This window comes from Bradyrhizobium sp. CCBAU 11430, assembly GCF_028128855.1.
Lineage (GTDB): Bacteria > Pseudomonadota > Alphaproteobacteria > Rhizobiales > Xanthobacteraceae > Bradyrhizobium > Bradyrhizobium ottawaense.
In genome coordinates this window covers 71,341-94,352 of record NZ_LBJV01000053.1, presented here as the reverse complement: position 1 = coordinate 94,352, position 23,012 = coordinate 71,341, and the positions used below count along the sequence as shown (strand labels likewise).

The following is a 23,012-nucleotide window of genomic DNA, read 5'->3' as shown; positions in this document are numbered from 1 at the left end:
GCGGACGCCGCGGGACCAAACCGCCGGCCGCCGATGTGCTCCTACCGGCTGGGAATATCTCAAAGGCAACTAGGCCGACTTCCGCACAGCGTCGCTCTCCGCCGCCGTCACATCCAGCCGCCCCAGCATCGCCCTCGCCTGCTCGGCGCAGTGCTCGATCAGCCAGCGCTCGAAGGCAACGGGGGGAAGTGCGGGTGCGTAGAAGAAGCCCTGCACGACGTCGCAGCCGAGCTCGGCCAAAGTCTTGCGCTGGCCTTCGGTCTCGACGCCCTCGGCGACGACGGTCATGCCGAGGCCCTGACCGACGCGCACCACCGCGGTGGCGATCGCAAGCGCGCCGGCGTCACGCTCGATGTCGCGCATAAAACTGCGGTCGATCTTCAATTCGCGGATCGGCAGATGCGCGAGACGGCTGAGGCTGGAATAGCCGGTACCGAAATCGTCCAACGAGAGCCCAACGCCGAGCTCGCGGATCGCGTTCATGGTCTCGAGCGCGGCGACGCCATCCTGCATGAATGCGCCTTCGGTGATCTCCAGCATCAAGGCGTCCGGCGGCAGATCGTATTCGGCGAGGATGTCCTTGAGCCGCGCCGCCAGCGTGACGTTGCGGAAATTGATCGGCGACAGGTTGACCGACACGCAAGGGATGTTGAGCCCGGCGCGGCGCCAGCTCGCCATCTGCCGGCAGGCCTCGCGCACCGACCACAGGCCGATCTGCTCGATCAGGCCGCACTCCTCGGCGAGCGGGATAAATTTTGCCGGCGAGACGTCGCCGAGCACGGCATCGCGCCAGCGCGACAGCGCCTCGACGCCGTGGATGGCGCCGTCGCAGCTGCGGATCTGCGGCTGGTAGCTGAGAGTCAGCGCGCCTTCGGCGATGGCACGGCGGAGCGCCGCGATCAGCGCCAGCCGCTGCTCGGTGAGCCCGTTCATCTCGGCGCTGAAGATACGATAGGTCGAGCGGCCCGCCTGCTTGGCCATGTACATGGCGGCATCGGCCTGCTGCATCAGGGTGTCGATGTCGGTAGCATGGTCGGGATAGAGGCTGATGCCGATGCTGGCCGACATCGGCATCAGCTTCGATCCAAGCTTCAAGGGTGCAGCCAGCGCCTCCGTGATGTCGGCCGCGACGCGCGCGGCGCTCTCGGCGTTGCGTTGCGGCAGCAGGATGACGAACTCGTCGCCGCCGAGCCGTCCCAGCATGTCCTCCGGGCCGATCTGCTCGCGCAGGCGCTGGGCGAGCTGGATCAGGAGTTCGTCGCCGGCGGCATGACCGAGCGTGTCATTGACGTCCTTGAAATGATCGACGTCGAGGAAAGCGAGTGCGACGTGGCTGCCGGTCGGGCAGGCATCGATCGCCGTGGTGATCAGGTTCCGCAGCTGCGCGCGGTTCGGCAGGCCGGTGAGGATGTCGTGATAGGCGAGCCGCGCGATCTCGGCGCGTGCTTCCTTGCGCTCGATCGCGAAGGCGCCGAGATTGACGCAGGCCTCGACGATACGCCGGTGCCAATTGCTCGGCGCGCGGGGTTCTCGATAGTAGAAGGCGAAGGTCGCAATGACCCGGCCGTCCTTGGCCTTGACCGGGGTCGACCAGCAGGCGCGCAGCCCGATCGCAAGCGGCATGGCCTTGTAGGGCTGCCAGCGCGGATCGGTCTCCAGATCGGTCGCCAGCACCGGTTCGCCATAGAAGGCGGCGGTGCCGCAGGAGCCGACGTTGGGGCCGATGGCCACGCCGTCCAGCGCGAGGGAATAATCATCGGGCAGGCTCGGGCCGCCGAGCGGATGGATCAGGCCCGCGGCATCGACATGGAGCAGCGAACAGACGACGTCGGGCGCGATCTCCTCGACGCGACGGCACAGCCTGTCGGCGATCTCGCCGATCGGCACCTCGTCGGCGAGCGCGCCCATGATGAGCTGCTGCAACGAGCGCAGCTGCTTGGTTTCGGTGATGTCCTCGAGTAGCGCGAAGATGTGCCTGACCCGGCCCTTCATGTCGCGGAAGGCATCGATCCGGGCGCAGACCCAGATCTCCTCGCCGTCCTTGTCGTAGGCCAGCACCTCGGCTTCGCCGCGGCGACCGCCATGCATCAGGCGCTTGATGAGCTTCGCGATCGCCTTGCGATCGGTGTGCCGGCCGGCAATCAGCTCGCCTGCGCGGCGGCCCTCGGCCTCCGCCTCGGTGTAGCCGAACAACGTCGTGAAGGCGGAATTGACGTAGACGATGTTCTGCTCGGTGTCGCTGATGATCACCGCCCGGTTGGTCTGGTCGGAGACGGCGTGGAGAAGTCCAATCCTGACGCGCCGCTCGGCTTCGATGGTGACGTCGCGCGCAAACACGATGTAATGATTGGCGCCGCCGATGGTCACGGAAGACAGCGCGACAGCCGCCCTGATGCGGCTGCCGTCAGGGCGCACGAGACTGATCTCGTCCCGGAGATCGGTCACCTGCTCGGCCTGGAAGCCCTTGAGGGTGAGAATCTCGGCATCGCGACCGAGCACGTCGGTGCGCGCCAGCTTCCAGATGCGCTCCGCGGCGGCGTTGAAATGCGTGATGCGATGGGCGTCATCGACGATGACGACGCCATCCTCGGCGCGTTCGAGCGCGGCTCGCAGCACATCCGGAATTTCAGTGAGACAATCGAAGGCGGACATCGTTTGACCCGGCGATAGCGGGAAAATGCGGCAATCGCTCAGACGCTAACGCTCCGATGGTGTCCAAGACGTTCTTGCTGCGCCATCGCCCCCTCGCCAAGAGGCGGCATGCTTAACGATCCGCGAAAACGACGACGGTATGTTGAAGCGTGCGGAACCTAATCCGCGCCAGTTCCAGCCTTGAGCTTGTGCAGCCGGCCGGCGACGGCCCGCACCTTCCGCGGCGCGGCCTGCCAGATCGAGAGTGCCGACAAGGCGCTCACGATCATCGCGATGGCGAAGGCGAGCGTGTAGTCACCGGTGCGATCGTAGAGGAAACCGGTCACCCACGGTCCGGCCGCACCGCCCGCCAGCGCCGCCAGCATGATCGTGCCGAAGATGCTGCCCTGGTGCTTGCCCTGGAAAATCTCGAACACCACGGCGCCCATGATCGAGGTGAGGCCGTAGCCGAGCGCGCCTTGCGTGAACACCATCACGTAGACCAGCCATAGCGACGGCTGGAACTTCAACGCCATCAGCGCCGCAAAGCAGATCACAAAGCCCGCGCAACTGATCGCCCACACCCATTCCCGCCCGATCCGGTCGGAGACATGGCCGAGCAGGATCTGGCCGGGAATGCCGAGCAGGCTGACGATGCCGAGCGCCCACACCGCGACACCGGGACTGAAGCCGATGTCGAGCAGGAATTTGGTCTGGTGCACCTGCACGGCGTACCAGATGTACAGGCCGCAAAAATAGCCGAGCGCGATCCACCAGAACCGCGCGGTCGCGACGGCACGCTTCAGCGTCCAATCGGTCCCGACCCAGACGGGATCGACGACGTTGGAGATCGGTTCGGCCGCGCCCGCGGCCGAGACGGCATCGCCGTCCGGCTCGAGGCCGATGTCCTGCGGGCGCTTGTGCAGCAGCAGATTGACCGGCGCCAGCACGACCAGGATGAGCAGGCCCATCGCGGTGCAGGCGGTGCGCCAGCCGGTCTGCTCGATCATGTGCTGCACCCAGGGCAGCAACGTCACCGAGCCGATGCCGACGCCGGCGAAAGCGATGCCGATGGCGAAGCCGCGCTTGCGGATGAACCAGTTCGGCAAGAACAGCGACTGGCCGGAATAGCCGAGACACACCGAGCCGGCGCCGACCATGACGCCGATGGTGACATAGAGATGCCAGGGCGCGCTGGTGAGCGGCGCAAGCAGCAGCCCACCGCCCATCAGCACGACGCCGAGCTCCATCACCGCGCGCGGGCCGGCGCGGTCCATCAGGCGGCCGATCAGAGGGCTGACCACGCCCGACACCACGAAGCCGAAGGAGAAGGCGCCCGCGGTGACGCCGCGCTCCCAGCCGAATTCGGAGACGATGGGAGGAAAGAACAGTGAAAAGGCGGTGCGCGCGTTGACGCCAATGGCCATGGTGACGAAGGTCACGGCGACCACGACCCAGCCGTAGAAGAACGGAAGCCGCATATTTGTGTGTTTCATCCCTGGACGGTCCTACCGACCATCCGGGGGTGCCCGGGTCAAGCGAATTCCGCGCATGCCCGTCGGGCGAGATGCGTCAGGGCGATCTCAGGCGGCGTCCCGCCGTGAGGGTTTGGCCGGCGCGTCGAACAGGATCCGCTCGATCGGCTGCGGGCGGCCGAACAGATAGCCTTGCGCGAAATTGACGCCGAGCGCCTTCAGCCGCTCGTACTCCTCGCGGGTCTCGACGCCCTCGGCGGTGACCGACATGTCCAGCCCACGCGCCAGCGTCACGATCGAGGAAATGATGGCGGAGCTGCGCGGCTGCTGGGTGAGGTTGCGGATGAACGACTTGTCGATCTTGATCTTGTCGAACGGGAACGCCGTCAGATAGCTGAGCGAGGAATAGCCGGTGCCGAAATCGTCGAGCGCGAGCTCGACGCCGAGCTGCTTCAGCCGCTGCATGAAGGCGTGGTTCTCGCCACCGCGTTCCAGCAGCACGGATTCCGTGATCTCGATCTCCAGCCGTTGGGGCGGCAGGCCGGAATCGGCGAGCGCCGCGCAGATCACGTCGAACAGCCGGGCTTCCTTGAACTGGATCGGCGACAAATTGACGGCGACCGCGAGGCCGGACGGCCAGCCGGCCGCATCCGCGCAAGCACGCCGCAGCACGAATTCGCCGAGCGGCACGATCAGCCCGGTCTCCTCCGCAAGCGAAATGAACTGGTCCGGCGGAATCAATCCGCGTGTCGGATGCCGCCAGCGCACCAGCGCCTCGAAGCCGCGCCGCGCGCCGCTGAGCGCGTCGACGAACGGCTGGTAATGCACTTCCAGCTGGCACCGCGCGATGGCATCGCGCAGATCCCCCTCCAGCGTGTTGCGCGCCTCCAGCTCCGCTGACATCGCCTCGTCATAGATGGTGAAGCAGTTGCGGCCTGCCGATTTCGAACGGTAGAGCGCAAGGTCGGCCTTCTTCAGCAGCTGCTCCTGATCGCTGCCGTGATCCGGCGCGATGGCGATGCCGATGCTGGTGCCGATCTCGACGCGATGACCGGGCAGCAGGAACGGTTCGGTCAAGAGCTTGGCGATCCGCGCCGCCAGCTCGGTCGAGCAGGCGCGCTGATCGGCGCCGGTTTCCTGGATGATGGCGAACTCGTCGCCGCCGAGCCGCGCCAGCACGTCGTTGGCGCGCACGGCGGATTTCAGCCGCTGCGCCACCTGGCGCAGCAGCGCATCGCCGGCACCGTGACCGAGGGAGTCGTTGACGTTCTTGAAGCGGTCGAGGTCGAGCATCAGGATCGAGAACGGCGGGCCCCTTACGCTCAGCTGGCTGTTCATCTCGTCGAGCCGGGTGAGGAAGAAGGCGCGGTTCGGCAGTCCGGTCAGGATGTCGGTCTGGGCGAGCTCGAGCACCCGCCGGTTCGCCAGCGACAGCCGCCGCGAATTGCGGCTTGCGAGCATGAGATAAGTCGACAGTGATAGCGTCAGCAGCAAGCCGACGATCAGCACCGCGCCCGCGCGATCGTAAGTCGTCTCCAGCGGACCGCCGGCGGTTGGAACCGCCCGCACCTGCCAGTCGGTATCGCCGATCTTGAGGCTGCCTGCCCAGTGCAGCGCCCGCGCGACGTCCCGCATCGATTGCGGCGCCGTGGCCGCCGAGGAATAATCCGGCAGCATCTGCTCCAGGCTGACGATCTGCGCCGTGAAGGGCGGATAGACGTTCATGCTGACAGCGGGACTTGCCCCGGTGGTGACGCGAATGGCCTGGATCAACAGCGGCAGGTCGAAGACGCCGACCACGAAGCCGGCGAGATTGCGGCGCCGGTCCGCAACCGTCTCGCGCGACGTTCCCTTGGCGTAGACGGGAATGGCAACGAGAACGTCCGGCAGCCGGCCCCCCTCCTTCGGCTCGAACAGGCGGGTGCGAATGGCTGCGACCTTGTCGCTGTCGCGCGCCCGCTCCAGCACCGCGCGGCGCTCCGGAACGGTGGCGTAATCCATGCCGTAGACCGGCGAGGTCTTCGGCTGGGTCGAGTAGAACACCGGAAAATATTCATCGGTCTGCGGCGCCGTCGCAAAGCCCGCGCTCTGGAGCGACTTGATGCGATAGCCGGACACGCCATCCGCGATCGCCGCGGTCTCGTATTCGGCGCGTTCCTTGCGGTTGACGCGCGGCAGCCAGGCAATGCGCAGCATGCCGGGATGGCGCTCGAACAGGCGGGCGCTGAAGGTCTCGAACTCGCTGCGGGTGACTTCGTCATTGGTCGATTCGAACAGCGTGCGCAGCGCGACGAGCCGGGAGATGTATTCGCCCATGCCGTTTTGCATGACGATCGCTTCGGTTTCGGCCGCGTTCTCGAACTCGATCCTGTTGACTCGATCCTCCCACCGCGCCACGGCGGCCGCGCCCACGACCGAAAACAGAAGACCGACGCCGACCGCGACGAGCGCAGGGCGATACAGCCCGAGCAGCGGCGCGGCACGCCACCATCCGGTCATACGCCCCCGATCCTGATCGTTCTGATCGCGATCGCCCATCTTGAAGCCGCCGTCCCCCTGTCCGCGACGAACCGAACCTCTGGTTGAGGTGCCGGCGCCGCTATCGGAACAAGACCGCGGTTAAGAACTGCACAATTTCGGAACCCGACCATTCCGCAACGCGTGAATTAGTTAATGAACTGCCCGAATGATCCGGCATTGTGGAAACAAGTTGCCGGTTTTGCCCGGAGTACTACGGGCTGCCGACGCGCCGCCGGTTAGCGAGCTATTCAGGCTCGCAGGAATATGTTGCGCAAGGCTTCTCCCATCCATGCGGCAAGACCTCCCCGATGCTTCGATTTCGATCAGCGACATCCCTCGTCCTGACCATCGCGCTCCTCGCCGCGACCATGCTCGCAGCGAGAGCTGACGAGGCCGGCGTCAGCGAGGATGCGATCCTGTTCGGCCAGGCCGCCGCGCTGGAAGGCCGCTCCTCCGCGCTCGGACAGCGCATGCGGCAAGGCATCGTCGCAGCATTCACCGAGATCAACGCCAAGGGCGGGGTCCACGGCCGCAAGCTCCAGCTCATCAGCCGCGACGACGGCTACGACCCCGATCGTTCGGTGGCGCAGACGCTGCACCTGATCGAGGACGACAAGGTGTTCGCGCTGATCGGCGCGGTGGGCACGCCAACCGCGATGGCGACAATCCCGATCACCAGCGCCAGGAACATCCCCTTCATCGGTCCGTTCAGCGGCGCCGAATTCCTGCGCGACCTCGAGCTTGCCAACGTCGTCAACATCCGCGCGAGCTACGGTGCGGAGGCCGAGGCCTGGATCAAGCACCTCACTGAGGATCGCCACTTCACCCGCATCGGCATCTTCTACCAGGACGATTCCTTCGGCCGCGACGGTCTGGTCGGCGTCAAGCGCGCGCTCGCCAAGCGCGGCCTCGAGCTTGCCGCCGAAGGCACGTTCGAGCGCAACACCCGCGCGGTCACCGCAGCCTGGCGGGTGATCAGGCGCGCCGAACCCGAGGCGATCGTGATGGTCGGGACCTATGGTCCCTGCGCGGAGTTCATCAAGCTCGCGCACCGCAGCGGCTTCCATCCGACCTTCGTCAACGTCTCCTTCGTCGGCGCCAATGCGCTGGCCAGGGAGCTCGGTCCCGACGGTGAAGGCGTCATCGTCTCGCAGGTCGTACCGTTTCCATGGGATCGCTCGCTCAAGATCGTCGCCGACTACCAGGCGGCGCAGAAGGCGTTCGATCCGACGCTGACACCGGACTTCGTGTCGCTGGAAGGCTATCTCTCCGGCCGCCTCGCGGCCGCGGCGCTGGAACAGGCCGGGCCGAAGCCAACGCGCGCAAACCTGCTCCGCGCCATCAACGATGTCGGCCGCTTCGACATCAGCGGCAGCGCCGTCACCGTCGGCCTGCGCATGATCGACACGCCGCCGAAGGTGTTCTTGACGGTGATCCAGAAGGACGGAACGTTTAGGGCGGTGGATCGGCTCTAGGGCGGCCGCGTCCATCGCTCGGCGTTGACCGCGCCCGGCGGGATCTCGCCCTTGACGATCGCTTCCACCTGCCGAACCGTCTCCAGCGACTGATATTCGATCGCCTGCGGCGTCAGCCCACCGACGTGCGGCGTCGCGATGACGTTGGGGAGCTTCGCCAGCTCCGGCGTCGGCATCTGATCAGGCGCGCGGCCGACGTCCATCGCCGCGCCGGCGATGCGATGCTCCAGCAGCGCGCGCGCCAATGCTGCCTCGTCGACGAGATTGCCGCGCGAGAGATTGACGAAGACCGCATGCCTTTGCATGCGCGCCAGCGCCGCCTCCCCGATCAAATTCTCGGTCTGCTCGTTGGCGATCGCGAGGCAAACGACATAGTCCGACGCGGCGAGAAGCTCGTCGAGACCGACCTGCCGGATCCCAGCGTCGCTGACGGTTGCGAAGGGATCGGAGACCAGCACCTCCATGCGCAGCACTTTTGCGACCTCGGCGAGATAGCGGCCGATGCTGCCGTAACCGATGATGCCGATTGTGCCGCCGGCGAGCTGGCGGCCCATCCGCGCTTCGACCTTGCGCCCGGCCTGGTAGTCCGCCGTCGCCCGGGATATGCCGCGGGAGAGATCAACCATGAAGCCGAGTGCGAGCTCCGCGACCGCCTGCACGAAGCCGGGGCCGGCCCGGGTCACGAGCACGCCGGCCTTTGATGCCGCCTCGACGTCAACGTTGCGGATGTCGACGGCACAGCGGACGAAGGCCCGCAGACGCGGCAGCTGCGCAAAAATCTCGCCGCGCCCTTCGGTCATGCGATCGGCGACGATGATGTCGGCATCTTTCGCGGCGCGCACGAGGCCGGCGGCGTCCAGGGTTTCGTCGCTCTCGTGCAGGATCACCTCGGCGGCCGCGCGCAGGCCGCTCAGGCTGCGATCCCCATAGTAATTGCGCCGCATCTCCGGCGTGTGAGCGAGCAGAACCTTCACGACAAAACTCCTTCAGTAACCGAATGCCCGCGGCAGCGCGGTCGACAGCCATGGCACGAAGGCGATGACGAGCAGGCAGAGGAACAACAGGCCGAGATAGCCCATGATCGGCTTCACCGTCTGCTCGATCGGCACGTTGCCGATCAGGCAGGCACCGTAAAGGCCGAGCCCGAGCGGCGGCGCGAACAAACCGATGCCCATGGCGATGACCAGCACGACGCCGAAATGCAGGGGATCGACGCCGAGCTGCACGGCCACCGGCAACAGCAGCGGCCCGAAGATGATCAGCGCGGCGGCGCCCTCCAGCACCGAGCCCATCACGATCAGCACGGCGATCGCGAGCAGGATGAACAGCCAGACGCCTGAGGTCTTCGACAAACCGAGCATGAAATCGCCGACCGCATGCGGCACCTGCTGCAAGGTCAGCGTGAACGCGAGCGACTGCGCGGCGGCGACGATGAACAGCACGAGACCGGCGCGCGTCGCCGCCTGCACGAAGCTGTGCGCGGCCGATTTGAAGCTGAGCTCGCGGAACACCACGCTGCCGACGACGAGCGCATAGGCCACCGCGAAGGCCGAGATCTCGGTCGCGGTGGCAAAGCCGCTCTTGAAGCCGAAGAAGATCATGAAGATCAGGCCGAACGAGGCGATCGCGCCGCTCCACAGCCCCGACACCGGCATCTGCGGCTCGACGTCCTCGACCTTGTCCGGCCGCTTGCCGAAGATGATGGACACCGCAATCAGCACCAGCGCCATCAGCGCCGACGGCAAGAGCCCCGCAACGAACAGGCCGCCGATCGACAAGTTGGCCACAAAGCCCAGAATGATCAGGTTGATACAGGGCGGGATGGTCTCCGCCATCACCGCGGACGCCGCCAGCAGCGCCACTGCGCCGCCGGGGTTCTGCTTCGAGCGGCGCGCCGCCGGGATCAGCACCGAGCCGACCGCGGCGACATCGGCCATCTTCGAGCCCGAGATGCCCGAGAACAGCACCATCGACGCCACCATCACGACGTTCAGTCCGCCGCGCATGCGGCCGACCCCGCGCTGCAACAGCTCGATCAGGCGCACCGACATGCCGTTGGCTTCCATGAGATAGCCGACGAGGATGAAGAACGGGATCGCAAGCAGCACGAAATTGTCGATGCCGCGCGCCATCTGCTGGGCGAAGATGACGCCGGGCAGCGCGCCCTCGACCCAGATGAAGATGAGCGCGGCAAGCGCCAGCGCAAAGCCAATCGGCAATCCGCCGAACAGCGTCACGAAAAAGCCGATCAGCATCAAGGTGCCCGCCGACGGCACCGAGGACGGCGACAGATAATCCCAGGCGAGATAGAGCCCGGTGACGACGATGATCGCAACGATCCCCCTGACGATATCGGGAAGCGGCCTCGCGCAGAGATGGTCGATGGCGAACACCGTCATGAACAGCGCGCCGACGCCCATCGGATAGAACGTCAGCTCCAGCGGCAGGCCGGAACCGGTGGTCTGGCCTGCAGTCAATGAGCCCAGCTTGATGGCATTATAGGCGACGTAACCCGAGATCAGCACCACCAGCAGAGCGCCGGCGGCATCGACCAGCGCGCGCAGGCGCAGCGGCAGGAGATCGCGGAAGAACGACACGCCGACATTCTCGCCGCGCGCGAGCGCGCTCGCCGCGCCGAAGAAGGCCGAACCGACCATCAGCCCGCGCGCGACGTCGTCGGACCATTCGACCGGCGCGTTGAAGAAGAAACGCAGCAGCACCGAGACGCAGACCACCACGAGATCGGCGGCGAGCAGGATGGCCGCGATCGCGTCGCTGAGCTGAAGCAGCAGGGCGATGCTGCCGTGGCGGCCGGCCGAAACGGGCACGGCGGCCGTCACCACCATCTCAGACCTGGCCATCAGGCTTGCGTCGCGCGGATGATGTCGATGACGGCCTTGGATTCCGGCCGGGCCTTGATGAAGTTCTCGGTCTGCGGCGCGACCCGCTTCTTGAAGGCCTCGCGGTCGCATTCGGCAACCGTCACGCCCTTCTCGGTCAAGGCCGCCAGCGCCTCCTTCTCGACCGCAAGCCCATGGGCACGCGTGTCGGCCGCGGCCTTCTTCGCAGCATCGAGAAAGCCCTCGCGCAGCTTCGGGTCCATGCGGTTGTAGGTCATGTCGCTGAAGTAGATCGCAAGCGGCGAGAAATTGTGCTGCGTCAGGGCGTAGAATTTCGCCGTCTCGAAGAACTTGCTGGCCAGGATCGTCGGCGGATCGTGCTCCAGGCCGTCAAGCACGCCGGCCTGCAAGGCCGTATAGATTTCGCCGAAGGCCAGCGGCGTCGCGGCGGCGCCCATCAGCCGCAGGCATTCCGTGATGACGGGGTTCGGCAGCGTCCTGATCTTGAGGCCGGCGAGATCTTCCGGCGTTTTCACCGGCTTCTTCGCCAATACGCTGCGCGAGCCGAAATTATAGGCCCAGGCGATGATGCGGATGTTGCCGCCCTTGAGCAGGGCGTCCTCGATCGGCTTGGCGGCGCCGGCATCGAACGCCTTGGTCTGCTGCGGGAAGCTGGAGAACAGAAAGCCGAGATCGTAGGTGCCGACCAGCGGCACCAGATTGGCCGAGATCGAGGAGCCTGACACCATGAGATCAATGACGCCGAGCTTCACCGAGTTGATGACGTCGATCTCCTGGCCGAGCTGGTTGTCGGGGAAGAACGCGACCTCGACTTGCTCGCCGAGCCCGTTGCCCTTCAAATTCTTGACGAGGTTGTCGTAGTAGACGCGGCCGTTGGCGAACTTGGGATCGTTCGGCAGCGAGGAGGAGCATTTCAGCTTGAGCGTCGCGGCTTCGGCGCGGCCGATGATGGCGGGGGAGAGCACGAGGCCGGCGGTGACCGCCGCCGATGACTTGATGAACGCGCGACGGTTCACGGGCACGATGGTCATGGTGCGGTCTCTCCCACATTATTTTTTGTTCGCCGCGGTCGTTGCCGTGGCCTGTTGCGTGGACTGTATGGCCAAAGCGACGGCGCAGGCAAGCGTGGCGGCCGGCCGCCGCAGAGCGCGCCCGCGGCGCGTTCCGTCAGTCCGCGAGCGCTCCAGAACGACTGTGATTCCCGGCATTTGCGATGCGGATCGGCCTGCGGCCTCATCTGCGCGAGGGCGCTTTCGCGTAGACTTGGCATCGATCCAATTGGAGCATGGATCAATGCGCAATTCACATGGATGTGCCCAGAACGATGCCCTTCCAGCTCCGGCAAACGTTCTGCCCCATTTTGCCGCACGCCGAGCGTGATCCAGTGCACAGACAGGCGCATGGCGGCCCCCTAGAAAAAGTGACATCATCGCGCGTATTGCCGATGGAGGTGACATCATGCGCCGTCCAGCCCTTCCCAATTTGCTTCTTGCTTCCGGTTTTCTTGCGCTCGCACAGTTGATGACACCGACGATGGCCGCGGCCGAAGCGCGGCTCGCGCTGGTGATCGGCCAATCCGCCTATCGCACCGTGCCCGAGTTGCCCAACGCCGCCAACGACGCCAAGGGCATGACGGAGCTGCTCGGCAATGCCGGCTTCACCGTCACCACGGCCGCCAACCTGGCGCAAAACGAGATGCGCGCGGCGATCTCGGATTTCGCCGGCAAGGTCAGCGCCAGCGGCGCCGACACGGTGGCGCTGGTGTTCTATGCCGGCCATGGCCTGCAGATCGATGGCGAGAACTACCTGGTGCCGATCGATCTCGATCCCAAGCGCGAGGCCGATATTCCGCTCCAGGGCGTGCGGCTGAACGACATGCTCAACACGCTCGGCGCGCTGCCGACGCGAGCGCGCATCTTCATGCTCGATGCCTGCCGCAACAATCCGTTCCCGGCGCTCAGCGGCGCCGGCCACGGGCTTGCGATCGTCGACACCAAGGCCGGCGCGCCGGGCTCCTTCATCTCCTATTCAACCTCGCCCGGCGCCGAGGCCGAGGACGGCAGTGGCATCGACAGCCCCTACACCACGGCAGCGCTGACCGTTGCCAAGCAGCCCAATCTACCGATCGAGGAAGTGTTCAAGCGCATCCGCGTCGCCGTCGCGCAATCGACCGACGGACGGCAGATCCCCTGGGAAAGCTCCTCGCTGACAACCGACTTCAAGTTCTTCGGCGAGAGCAGCGGCAGCCAGCCGGCCATGCCGGGCGCCTCCTCGATGGCGCTCGCCAGCGGCACGCGCAGCGTCGAGGACTGGCGCAGGGACTTGCAGGGCAAGCCGGCCATGGTCGCCTATGAACTCGTCATCACCGACGACACGGTGCCGGCGTATCAGGCCTATATCGAGCTCTACGCTCAGGACACCCGCACGCCGCGCGTGCGCACGGTGCTGGAACGGCGACGCCAGATGCTGGCCTGGGAACGCGCAACTGCGATCAACACCCGCGCTTCGTTCGAGGCCTATCTCGCCAACTGGGACAACAGCGATCTCGCGGCAACCGCGCGCAGGCTGCTGCTCCGCGTGCAGAACCGCAACTACGGCGTCCCCATCGCCGCCGCAGCGCCCCCGGTCGCCGTCGCGATGGGCCCGACCTGCCCGTGCTCGACGCCGTCGAGCCCGGCAACGCCGGTCACTCCGAGCGTCGCGCCCGTGATCAAGAAGCGCGTCGACGACACCCCGCCCAAGCGCAAGGTGGTCGAGACACCGCCGAAGCGCCGCCCGCCGCCCGAGGAAGTGGTCTACGAGCGCGCGCCGCCCCCCGGCCCGCCGCCCGGCGCCGTGATGCAGGGTATCGGCATCGGAATCGGGATCGGCATGGGAATGGGCGGCCGCGGCGGCGGCGACCATTATCGCGGCGACTACCGCAGATACTGAGACTGTCCGGCATAGACATTGATCCGGCTCGCGCCCGACGCGCGAGCCGGATCTACTGCGCCAGCGCCGGATAGTCGTGTTGGACGGCCTCCCGGATCCAGCCCGCCTGGATCGCGCGAAACAGGATCTGCGCCGTCTTGATATCATTTGCCTTCACGCAGAGGTCGACGATGCGGCGGACCGCATCGTCGCGCATCAGATCGTCTGCGATCTTCATCGCAATTTCCATCGCGACGCGGGCTGCACGTTCAAAGCGCTCACGTTCGCGCTTATCAGCCTGTGCGGAGCCTCCGACAGCCTCCGCGCCCGCTCTCGCAGCCTCGCAGATGTTACGAATGCGCTCCGCCGCGTCGATATCGCCGATCGGTCCCTGGATCGGCTCATCCCAGATGTCGGCCGGCTGCCGCCTTGCAAACCACTTCATTGCCCCACCCGTGGCCTTTATTGGCTTGCACTATTCAGGACGTGCGGCGCGGCCCGATCGCCTCGAACTGCGCCTTCTGCTCGTCGTTGAGCGTGGCGTAGAAATCATCGAGCGCCGCGCGCACCGACTTGATCCCGTCCAGCATCGCATCGAGCCGTTTGCGGATTGTGGCCATGCGTGCCGGCGGTGTCATCACATCATTGGGCTCGCAGCCCGCCTTGAGCGATGCGCTGACCTTGGCGCTGGTATCCTGGAGCACCTGGAGCGCCGCACGCTGGGTGTCGCTCGGACGAAGCCTCTCATCGATCGCAGCACCGGGCCAATCGAACGCGGCGGTCACATTGCAAGACTGCACCGACGCTTCCCTCGCATTGTTCGGTGCCGTCGCACGACGCTGATCCTCGGCCAGCGCATTGAAGCGCGCCTTCTGCTCGTCGTTCAACGAGCCATAGAATTGGTCGAGCGCGGGCTGGACCAGCTCGACAGCCTTCTGCATCGCCTCGATGCGCTGCTGCATCGCTGCGAGCCGGCCGGGCGCCGTCGCTGCGGCCTGCGTCGGACAGGATGTGCGGATCAGCGCTGCCGCGTCGACTGAGGCATTGCCGAGCGCATCGAGAGCGGCGCCCTGCGCATCTGTCGGCTGCACCGCGGATGCGATCTGATCGATCGGTAGTCCGGCGATGGCACGGCGGTCACTGCCGCAGAGCTGATCGAGCGGTGCGCTACGCGCCCGTCGTCGTCCCTGCGGTTGCTGCGGCAGATAGGCCGACAGGCGATCATAGCCATAGGGGCCGAAAATGCCTGCATAGATGTCCGGATAGCCGTACCCCCAGAAGCCGAGCCCGTCGCCCCAGATCGTGTAGTCGTAAAGGTCGTTATAGGCGAACGGCCAGAACAGCGGCCCGACCCAGCCATAGCCGCCGCCCGCATGCTGCCACCATCCGCTGCTTGCGCCGCTCCAGCCGGCCAATGCGGCTGCTGCCACGATCTGTGTACGCGCTGCCGGATTGCTGATCAGTCGGCCGTTCCGGAATGCGCTGGTGTTCAGGGCATTGCGGAAGCTCGCGGGGCGGATCGCCGCATTGCGGATCTGACCGAAGTTGGGCCCGCCGCGTCGGACCCCGGACGTGAACCGCATGCCGCGATGATGCCCGCCGGCATGCCCATGTCCACCGCCGTGGCCACGGAAATGTCCGCCGCCGTGATGACCACCGCCGTGCCCGCCTCCATGGCCACCGCCATGTCCGCCCCCATGGCCGCCCTTGGCCAGAGCCGCACCCGCCAGCATGCAGGCAAGCGCCATCGCGGCAATTCCAATGACCGGTCGCACCATCGCATCCTCCCGCAAGAGCCGCGCCATTGAGGCATCGGAACTTGGCGGGAATTGGAACCGACAGGATTGCCGAAAGTTCCCGCCCCCGACCGGTGGACGGCATCGGCTCTGCGGCGGCCTTGTTGTGCCGAAGGCCTACGCCTCCGGCACGATCTTGCCGGGGTTGAAGATGTTGAGCGGATCGAGTGCCTTCTTCAGTGCCCGCATCGCATCGAGCGCCTCGGGGCCGAGTTCCGCCTTAAGGTATTTCTGCTTGCCCTGGCCGATGCCGTGCTCGCCGGTGCAAGTGCCGTCCATGGCCTGCGCGCGCTCGACCAGGCGATGCATGAACTCCTCGCCGCGCGCCATCTCCGCCCCGTCGTTGGTGTCGCAGACCAGCGAGCAATGGAAATTGCCGTCGCCGACATGGCCGACGATCGGCGACAACAGATTGAGGCGCTTGAGATCCTCTTCGGTTTCGCTGACGCAATCGGCAAGCCGCGAGATCGGCACGCAGACGTCGGTTGCGACCACGCCGATGCTGTCGCCGGGCCGCAGCGCCTTCACCGACCAATAGGCGTCGTGCCGCGCCTGCCACAGCTTCGTGCGATCCTCCGGCTTCGTGGTCCAGGAGAATTCGCCGCCGCCGCAATCCCTCGCAATCTCACCGAACGCCTTGGACTGCTCGGCAACCTCGATCTCGCTGCCGTGGAATTCCATCAGGAGCAGCGGCGTCTCCGGCAGCGTCAGCTTCGAATAAGCGTTACAGGCTTGCACCTGCGCGGCATTGAGCAGCTCGATGCGCGCCACGGGAATACCGGTCTGGATCGCCAGGATCACGGCCTGACAGGCCCCGTGCACGCTCTCGAACGACACCGCACCGGCCGCGATCGTCTCGGGGATGCCGCGCAGGCGGATGGTCAATTCCGAGATGATGCCGAGCGTGCCTTCAGCGCCGACGAACAGATGGGTGAGGTCGTAGCCGGCGGATGACTTCTTGGCGCGCGTACCCGTGGTGATGATCTCGCCGTCGCCGCGCACCACCTTCAGCGCCAGCACGCTCTCGCGGATGGTGCCGTAGCGCACTGCATTGGTGCCGGAGGCGCGGGTCGAGGCCATGCCGCCGAGCGAGGCATCCGCGCCGGGATCGATCGGGAAGAACAGGCCCTGGTCGCGTAGATGCTCGTTGAGCGCCTTGCGGGTGACGCCGGGCTGGATCACGCAGTCGAGGTCCTCGGCGTGGACCGCGAGCACCTTATTCATGTCACGCAGGTCGATCGAGATACCGCCCGCCGGCGCGTTGACCTGGCCCTCAAGCGAGGTGCCGGTGCCGAAAGGAATGACGGGGACGCGATTTTTGGCGCAGATCCGCACCACGTCCTGGATGTCGGCGGTCTCCTGCGCCATTACCACGCCATCAGGCGGCTGGTTGGGAATCCAGGTGGTGGTATGGCCATGCTGCTCGCGCACGGCCTGCGAGGTGATGAGGCGGTTGCCGAAGCGTGCGGCAAGCTGCTCCAGTGCGCTCGCGAGGGCTTTCGGCTCCGGCCGCGGCGGATTATTGGTGATGGTCGTACCCACGGAGTTCCTCCCGACAGAAGAACCGTGGCAAAGGACATAAAACCGGTCAAGTCAAGCGACCGGACGCATAGCTGGAAGGAAACATGCCGGAGACTGCCGCCTCAGCGCCCCAAGCACAGCCATTCCGCGCCTCGATCATGCAAATCGAGCCGCAATGGATCGATTATAACGGCCATCTCAACATGGCCTATTACAACGTGATGTTCGACCGCGCGATCGACCAGCTCTGGGCCGAGCTCGGCATCGGGCCGACTTACATGAAGGAACGCCACGGCTCGACCTTCACCGCCGAATGCCACGTGCGTTACTTGCGCGAAATCCACCTCGGCGATCCCGTGCGGATCTTGGTCTGGCTGCTGGAGGCCGACGACAAGCGGCTGCACACGTTCGAGGAGATGCGGCACGCAAGCGAAGGCTGGCTGTCGGCGACTTCCGAGAACATGTCGCTTCACATGGACATGAACTCGCGCAAGGTTGCGCCTTTTCCGCCGGATATAAGCGAGCGCATCGCTGCGGTCACAAAGGCCCACAGCGCGGTCTCGCGCCCCGAGGGCATCGGCCGCAACGTGGCGATGCCCTCGAAGCGGTAGCGCGTGATCCGGCGCACTAGACCCTGTTGCGGCCGCGGGCCAGGCCGACCACGGCCGAGACCAGGAACAGAACGACCGCGATGAAGAAGATGATCTTGGCGATCTCGATCGAGGCGCCGGCGATGCCGCCGAAGCCCAGGATGCCGGCGATCAATGCGATAACCAGAAACGTCACAACCCAGCCAAGCATGGTCAAACCCTCGTCTTGATGTCTGTCTGCGTTTGGCGCGGCTGGCCGCGCCACCTGCCCAGACAATCTCGAGGCGGGAACGATGGTTCCGATCCGCGCAGGGTGGAAATTCGAAAGGCCCGCAGGAACAAATTGGCCTGCCGCGCACGTGGAAAACCTCATTCCGCCGCCCCATATAGGCACCATCCCTGTTAGAAGGCTCCCTTCCGCCACCCCGCGGTGCCATCGTGGGGCCAATGATTCGCATGACCGAGCCGAGCAAGATCACGTCCCAGAACGTCCCCGACCACCAACCCGCAGCCGGCGGCATTGCCGCGCGTGCGCGCGCCTCGGTGGGCCCGAAATATCTGTCCGGGCTCAATCCGGAGCAGCGCGAGGCCGTGGAGACGCTGGACGGCCCGGTCCTGGTGCTGGCCGGCGCCGGGACCGGCAAGACGCGCGTGCTGACGACGCGTATCGCCCACATCCTGAGCCAGGGCCGCGCCCGCCCCGCCGAGATCCTGTCGGTGACCTTCACCAACAAGGCGGCGCGCGAGATGAAGCACCGGCTCGGCCAGATGCTCGGCCATGCCGTCGAGGGCATGCCGTGGCTCGGCACCTTCCACTCCATCGGCGGCCGCATCCTGCGCACCCATGCCGAGCTGGCGCAGCTCAAGTCCAACTTCACCGTGCTCGACACCGACGACCAGGTGCGGCTGCTGAAGCAGCTGCTGCAGGCCGAGAACATCGACGACAAGCGCTGGCCAGCACGCATGCTCGCCGGCCTGATCGACGGCTGGAAGAACCGCGGCCTGATGCCGTCGCAGGTGCCGTCAGGCGAAGCCGCCGTCTTCGGCAACGGCAAGGGCGGCAAGCTCTATGCGAGCTATCAGGAGCGGCTGAAGATTTTGAACGCAGCCGATTTCGGCGATCTGCTTTTGGAAGATATCCGCATCTTCCGCGAGCATCCGGATATTCTCAGGCAGTACCAGCAGCGTTTCAAATTCATCCTGGTCGACGAGTACCAGGATACGAACGTCGCGCAGTATTTGTGGCTACGGCTGCTGTCGCAGGCGCCGTCGTCCCCGTCCTTCGCCTCTCCCCGCTTGCGGGGAGAGGCCGACGCGCAAAGCGCGGCGGGTGAGGGGGACTCTCCGAGCACCGCGCTCGTGGAGACTCCCCCTCACCCCGACCCTCTCCCCGCAAGCGGGGCGAGGGAGCAGACGCCCCCCACCAAGAACATCTGCTGCGTCGGCGACGACGACCAGTCGATCTATGGCTGGCGCGGTGCCGAGGTCGACAACATCCTGCGCTTCGACCACGATTTCCCCCGCGCCAAGGTCATTCGCCTGGAACGCAACTATCGCTCGACCGGCCACATCCTCGCCGCCGCATCGCATCTGATCGCGCACAATGAAGGCCGGCTCGGCAAGACGCTGCGCACCGAGGACCAGGACGGCGAGAAGGTCACGGTCACGGGCTCGTGGGATTCCGAAGAGGAAGCCCGCGGCATCGGCGAGGAGATCGAGCAGATCCAGCGCAAGGGCGAGAAGCTCAACGAGATCGCGATCCTGGTGCGCGCCTCCTACCAGATGCGCGAGTTCGAAGACCGCTTCGTCACGCTCGGCCTGCCCTATCGCGTCATCGGCGGCCCGCGCTTCTACGAGCGCGCCGAAATCCGCGATGCGCTGGCGTACTTGCGCGTCATCAATTCGCCGGCCGACGATCTCGCCTTCGAGCGCATCGTCAATGTGCCGAAGCGCGGGCTTGGCGACGCCACCGTGCAGATGCTGCACGACCACGCTCGCAAGCGCCGCATTCCCTTGTTCGAGGCGGCCCGCGCCGTGGTCGAGACCGACGAGCTGAAGCCGAAGGCGCGCGGCTCGCTTCGCGAGGTCGTCGCCCAGTTCGACCGCTGGCGCGCCCAGCGCGAGGTCACCGCGCACACCGATCTCGCCCAGATCGTGCTCGACGAGAGCGGCTATACCGAGATGTGGCAGAAGGACCGTTCGGCGGACGCCGCAGGCCGGCTGGAGAATTTGAAAGAGCTGGTGCGCTCGATGGAGGAGTTCGAGAACCTGCAAGGGTTCCTCGAGCACATCTCGCTGGTGATGGACCGCGACAGCGGCGCCGATGAGGACGCGGTGTCGCTGATGACGCTGCATTCGGCCAAGGGGCTCGAATTCGACAACGTGTTCCTGCCGGGCTGGGAGGAAGGCCTGTTCCCGAGCCAGCGCACGCTGGACGAACAGGGCCGCGCCGGCCTCGAGGAGGAGCGCCGGCTCGGCCATGTCGGCCTGACCCGCGCCCGCCGCCGCGCCATGATCTATTTCGCCACCAACCGCCGGATCCACGGCACCTGGTCGACCACGATCCCGTCGCGCTTCCTCGACGAACTGCCGGCGGCCAATGTCGAGATCACCGAATCCAAGGGCGGCTCGGCCTGGGGCGGCACCGGCGGCTACGGCGCCTCACGCTTCGACGACATGGAGGCATTCGGCTCCACCTATTCGACGCCGGGCTGGCAGCGCGCGCAGGCCAACCGCAACCGGGGCGGCGGCCGCAATGGCGGCGGTGGCGGCAGCGTTGGAAGCGGCGGCTTCGAGGAAGAGGCTGCGACGTTCTCATCCTCCTCGTCATCAGGCCCCGACTTCGGCAGCTTCTCCTCGCGCCGCCGCGGTCCCCTGACGATCGAGGGCGAGCTGGTCGCCAAATCCACCGGCACAACTTCCGAATTCTCGCTGTCCGACCGCGTCTTCCACCAGAAATTCGGCTACGGACGCGTCACCAAGATCGACGGCAACAAGCTCACCATCGCCTTCGACAAGGCCGGCGAGAAGAAGGTCGTGGACAGCTTTGTGCAGCGGGCGTGAGCGCCCGATATGGCTCAGTATGTTGCCATCATCGAAGACACCGATCCCGACGCTGTCAGCCTGTGGTTTCCCGACCTGCCCGGCTGCATCTCCGGCGGCGACGATGTCGAGGAGGCCCTGGAGAGTGCACCCGAGGCACTCGCCTTCTATGCGCAGGAGCTGATCGCGGACGGCCGGCAGCTTCCTCCGCCCAGAACATTGGACGAGCTCAAGGTCGACCCTGAGTTCGCCGACGACCTCAGGAAACACACGGTCGCCCTGATCGAATGGCCGCCCCGCGACGACGCCGACGAGTGAGGACTGTTCGCCGCACTCGCCGGGCCTTCGACAGTTCTCGTCCGAACAGCCCTTGACCAGCCCGAACTTCCCCGTATCAGATGCAACCATGGTCCGGGGCATCGCACTGATCTTGCTGGCATTGGGGATGCCGTCGCTTAGCGCGGCGGAGACCATGAGCTTTGGCGATTCGATCGGGCTCCTGGCCAAGAGCTGCGGTGCGGAAATCGTCGCCAATTGCCGCGGCGTCAACCCGGATTCGACCCGCCTGAAGGAGTGCCTGTCGCGCAACCGCGACGTGCTGTCCCAGCAATGCGCGAGCGACTATCTCGGCGCGTTCGACGCCATCCAGAAGCGCGTCGCCGCGCGCGTCACGGTGGCGAACGCCTGCCAGCGCGAGATCGTCAAGGTCTGCGGCGGCTCGACCAAGGAGACCAGCAAGTCGATCCCCTGCCTGGTTTCGACGCCCAAGGGCATCAGCAACAACTGCCTGAAAGCCGTCGACGACGCGGGGTACCGCTGATGCGCGCGAGCAGGCTTTTCATTGCCGGAACTGCGGTCGCGCTCGGCCTCGCTTTGCTCGCGGGCACTGCCGTCGCCCAGACGGCGGCGCCGACCCGCGACGACATCGTCGGCAAGCTCAACCATTTCGAAGAAGCCGCCGAGGTCGACCTTCCCGCGCTGAAGCAGCAGGTGATGGAGCGCGCCAAGGCCAGGATCAAGAACGATCCGGGTCCGGTGAACCGGCCGCCGATCGCGCCTGACCTCGCCAAGCTACCCGCCTTCAACGCGCAGATCCAGTTCGATGCCGACACGCCGATCATCCAGCCGGCCTCCTACCAGACCGTCGGCCGCATCGCGGACGCGCTGGTTCATTCCTCGCTGCTGCCCTACACGTTCCTGATCGTCGGCCACGTCGAATCCAACTCGAAGACGCGCGAGGCCAACGCGATCCTGAGCCAGCGCCGCGCCGACGCGATCCGCGACGTGCTGGTGAACACGTTCAAGATCTCGACCAAGCGGCTGCATCCGATCGGGCTCGGCGAGGAGCAGTTTCTCGACCGGACCAAGCCGACCTCGGCCGTCAACGGCCAGTTGCAAATCCTGACCTATGCCAAGGTGCCCGAGGAGGCGCCTGCGCATCCGGCTGCGGCGTCTGCGCCTGCGGCGAAAAAGCCCGCCAAGAAGCGCTGAGCAAACGCAACTTCGCACCCGACGGAACCCTTTGAAGTCCCGATCGTTTTGTAGCCTGTTCGGGGCGCACAAATGCGGTTTCACGCGACAAAAGCGCCGGTTTGTGCACCGCCCGGTCCAGTGCTATAGCCTCTGTTCGCCCTTCCCCGACCCCGTGCTGCATGAGACCGAAATGGGTGGCTATTTTCAGCGCCAACTTGCCGTTTATGTCGAGTACCATCGCGACCCCCGGAACACGGCGATGCATGTGGTCGGTATTCTCCTGTTGTTCACCGGCGCCGTGATGCCGCTGACGCTGGTCAGGCTTCCGCTGTTCGGTTTCGATGTCAGCCTCGCGGTGATCCTGGCGTTGCCGGTCCTGATATATTGGCTGCTGCTCGATGTGGCGCTCGGGATCGGCATTCTGGCGGTCTCTATCGTGCTGTTTTCGGTTGCGACGACCGTTGCGGCGCAAGTCAGCACCGCGACGATGTGGGCGATTTTCGCCGCGCTGGTGGCGCTCGGCCTCGCCGCGCAGGCCATCGGTCACAAGGTTTTTGAGGGCCGCGAAGCCTCGTTGTTCACTTTTCCTTCGCATCTTTTGCTTGGACCGATGTTCGTGATGGCAAAATTATTCATTGCATTGGGCTTCCGTCGCGACCTTGCCGCGATTCTGGCGCCTCTTCCGGCCAATTCCCTTTCAACCCGATAGCTCTAGACG

18 protein-coding genes are annotated in these 23,012 nt (G+C 65.8%); 8 read left to right on the top strand and 10 right to left on the bottom strand.

Annotated elements, in window-relative coordinates; genetic code table 11:
* Positions 1 to 69: 69 nt before the first annotated feature.
* The 3 genes from XI04_RS15395 to XI04_RS15385 form a co-directional block, all read right to left on the bottom strand.
* Positions 70 to 2,652 (bottom strand): EAL domain-containing protein, encoded by a 2,583-nt coding sequence (locus XI04_RS15395; RefSeq protein WP_212475208.1) that lies wholly within the window; start codon positions 2,650 to 2,652, stop codon positions 70 to 72.
* A 158-nt stretch (positions 2,653 to 2,810) separates the two neighbouring features.
* Complete coding sequence (locus XI04_RS15390) at positions 2,811 to 4,112, bottom strand: MFS transporter (protein ID WP_028145482.1); 1,302 nt, start codon at positions 4,110 to 4,112, stop codon at positions 2,811 to 2,813.
* Between the two features lie 102 nt (positions 4,113 to 4,214).
* Positions 4,215 to 6,605, bottom strand: coding sequence for a bifunctional diguanylate cyclase/phosphodiesterase (locus XI04_RS15385; RefSeq protein WP_249162412.1), 2,391 nt, complete (start codon positions 6,603 to 6,605; stop codon positions 4,215 to 4,217).
* A 329-nt stretch (positions 6,606 to 6,934) separates the two neighbouring features.
* On the opposite strand from XI04_RS15385, the gene XI04_RS15380 reads away from it, so the two are divergent.
* Positions 6,935 to 8,101 carry an ABC transporter substrate-binding protein gene (locus XI04_RS15380; protein ID WP_212475206.1) on the top strand — a complete coding sequence of 389 codons (1,167 nt, stop codon included), beginning with the start codon at positions 6,935 to 6,937 and terminating at the stop codon, positions 8,099 to 8,101.
* Here the strand turns inward: XI04_RS15380 and XI04_RS15375 are convergent.
* The 3 genes from XI04_RS15375 to XI04_RS15365 are packed head-to-tail and all read right to left on the bottom strand — an operon-like array spanning position 8,098 to position 11,993.
* On the bottom strand, positions 8,098 to 9,075 hold the full coding sequence (locus XI04_RS15375) for an NAD(P)-dependent oxidoreductase (protein ID WP_271609103.1): 978 nt from the start codon (positions 9,073 to 9,075) through the stop codon (positions 8,098 to 8,100). The two genes, XI04_RS15380 and XI04_RS15375, sit on opposite strands and share 4 nt — an antisense overlap.
* Positions 9,076 to 9,087: 12 nt before the next feature.
* Entirely contained in the window at positions 9,088 to 10,962 is a 1,875-nt protein-coding gene (locus XI04_RS15370; RefSeq protein ID WP_028145486.1) for a TRAP transporter large permease, read from the bottom strand.
* Positions 10,962 to 11,993 carry a TRAP transporter substrate-binding protein gene (locus XI04_RS15365; protein ID WP_028145487.1) on the bottom strand — a complete coding sequence of 344 codons (1,032 nt, stop codon included), beginning with the start codon at positions 11,991 to 11,993 and terminating at the stop codon, positions 10,962 to 10,964. The genes XI04_RS15370 and XI04_RS15365 overlap by 1 nt, the downstream gene beginning before the upstream one ends.
* A 427-nt stretch (positions 11,994 to 12,420) precedes the next feature.
* On the opposite strand from XI04_RS15365, the gene XI04_RS15360 reads away from it, so the two are divergent.
* Complete coding sequence (locus XI04_RS15360; protein ID WP_271609102.1) at positions 12,421 to 13,893, top strand: caspase family protein; 1,473 nt, start codon at positions 12,421 to 12,423, stop codon at positions 13,891 to 13,893.
* 52 nt (positions 13,894 to 13,945) lie between these two features.
* On the opposite strand, the gene XI04_RS15355 is transcribed toward XI04_RS15360, so the two are convergent.
* The 3 genes from XI04_RS15355 to XI04_RS15345 all read right to left on the bottom strand — a co-directional run bounded on the left by XI04_RS15355 (position 13,946) and on the right by XI04_RS15345 (position 17,210).
* Complete coding sequence (locus tag XI04_RS15355; RefSeq protein WP_028145489.1) at positions 13,946 to 14,317, bottom strand: hypothetical protein; 372 nt, start codon at positions 14,315 to 14,317, stop codon at positions 13,946 to 13,948.
* Positions 14,318 to 14,351: 34 nt separating this feature from the next.
* Positions 14,352 to 15,650: a Spy/CpxP family protein refolding chaperone gene (locus XI04_RS15350; RefSeq protein ID WP_095426086.1), complete on the bottom strand. Its 1,299-nt coding sequence runs from the start codon at positions 15,648 to 15,650 to the stop codon at positions 14,352 to 14,354.
* A 135-nt stretch (positions 15,651 to 15,785) separates the two neighbouring features.
* A complete protein-coding gene (locus XI04_RS15345) occupies positions 15,786 to 17,210 on the bottom strand; it encodes an FAD-binding oxidoreductase (RefSeq protein WP_038947645.1) in 1,425 nt (474 codons plus the stop codon).
* A gap of 83 nt (positions 17,211 to 17,293) precedes the next feature.
* Between XI04_RS15345 and XI04_RS15340 the strand changes: the two genes are divergently transcribed.
* Positions 17,294 to 17,800, top strand: coding sequence for a thioesterase family protein (locus XI04_RS15340; RefSeq protein WP_271609101.1), 507 nt, complete (start codon positions 17,294 to 17,296; stop codon positions 17,798 to 17,800).
* 16 nt (positions 17,801 to 17,816) lie between these two features.
* Here XI04_RS15340 and XI04_RS15335 read toward each other — a convergent pair whose 3' ends face one another.
* Positions 17,817 to 17,990, bottom strand: coding sequence for a DUF1328 domain-containing protein (locus XI04_RS15335; RefSeq protein WP_018319670.1), 174 nt, complete (start codon positions 17,988 to 17,990; stop codon positions 17,817 to 17,819).
* A gap of 236 nt (positions 17,991 to 18,226) precedes the next feature.
* Between XI04_RS15335 and XI04_RS15330 the strand changes: the two genes are divergently transcribed.
* The 5 genes from XI04_RS15330 to XI04_RS15310 all read left to right on the top strand — a co-directional run bounded on the left by XI04_RS15330 (position 18,227) and on the right by XI04_RS15310 (position 23,003).
* The gene (locus XI04_RS15330; protein ID WP_271623722.1) at positions 18,227 to 20,842 is read left to right on the top strand and encodes an ATP-dependent helicase; all 2,616 of its coding nucleotides are present in this window, start codon (positions 18,227 to 18,229) and stop codon (positions 20,840 to 20,842) included.
* 9 nt (positions 20,843 to 20,851) lie between these two features.
* Positions 20,852 to 21,139, top strand: a complete 288-nt coding sequence (locus XI04_RS15325; protein ID WP_271609099.1) for a type II toxin-antitoxin system HicB family antitoxin — start codon at positions 20,852 to 20,854, stop codon at positions 21,137 to 21,139.
* Between the two features lie 88 nt (positions 21,140 to 21,227).
* Complete coding sequence (locus XI04_RS15320; protein ID WP_038947649.1) at positions 21,228 to 21,641, top strand: hypothetical protein; 414 nt, start codon at positions 21,228 to 21,230, stop codon at positions 21,639 to 21,641.
* Positions 21,641 to 22,312 carry an OmpA family protein gene (locus tag XI04_RS15315; RefSeq protein WP_271609098.1) on the top strand — a complete coding sequence of 224 codons (672 nt, stop codon included), beginning with the start codon at positions 21,641 to 21,643 and terminating at the stop codon, positions 22,310 to 22,312. The genes XI04_RS15320 and XI04_RS15315 overlap by 1 nt, the downstream gene beginning before the upstream one ends.
* 172 nt (positions 22,313 to 22,484) lie before the next feature.
* Complete coding sequence (locus tag XI04_RS15310) at positions 22,485 to 23,003, top strand: Mpo1 family 2-hydroxy fatty acid dioxygenase (protein ID WP_038947651.1); 519 nt, start codon at positions 22,485 to 22,487, stop codon at positions 23,001 to 23,003.
* The last annotated feature ends 9 nt before the right edge of the window (positions 23,004 to 23,012 follow it).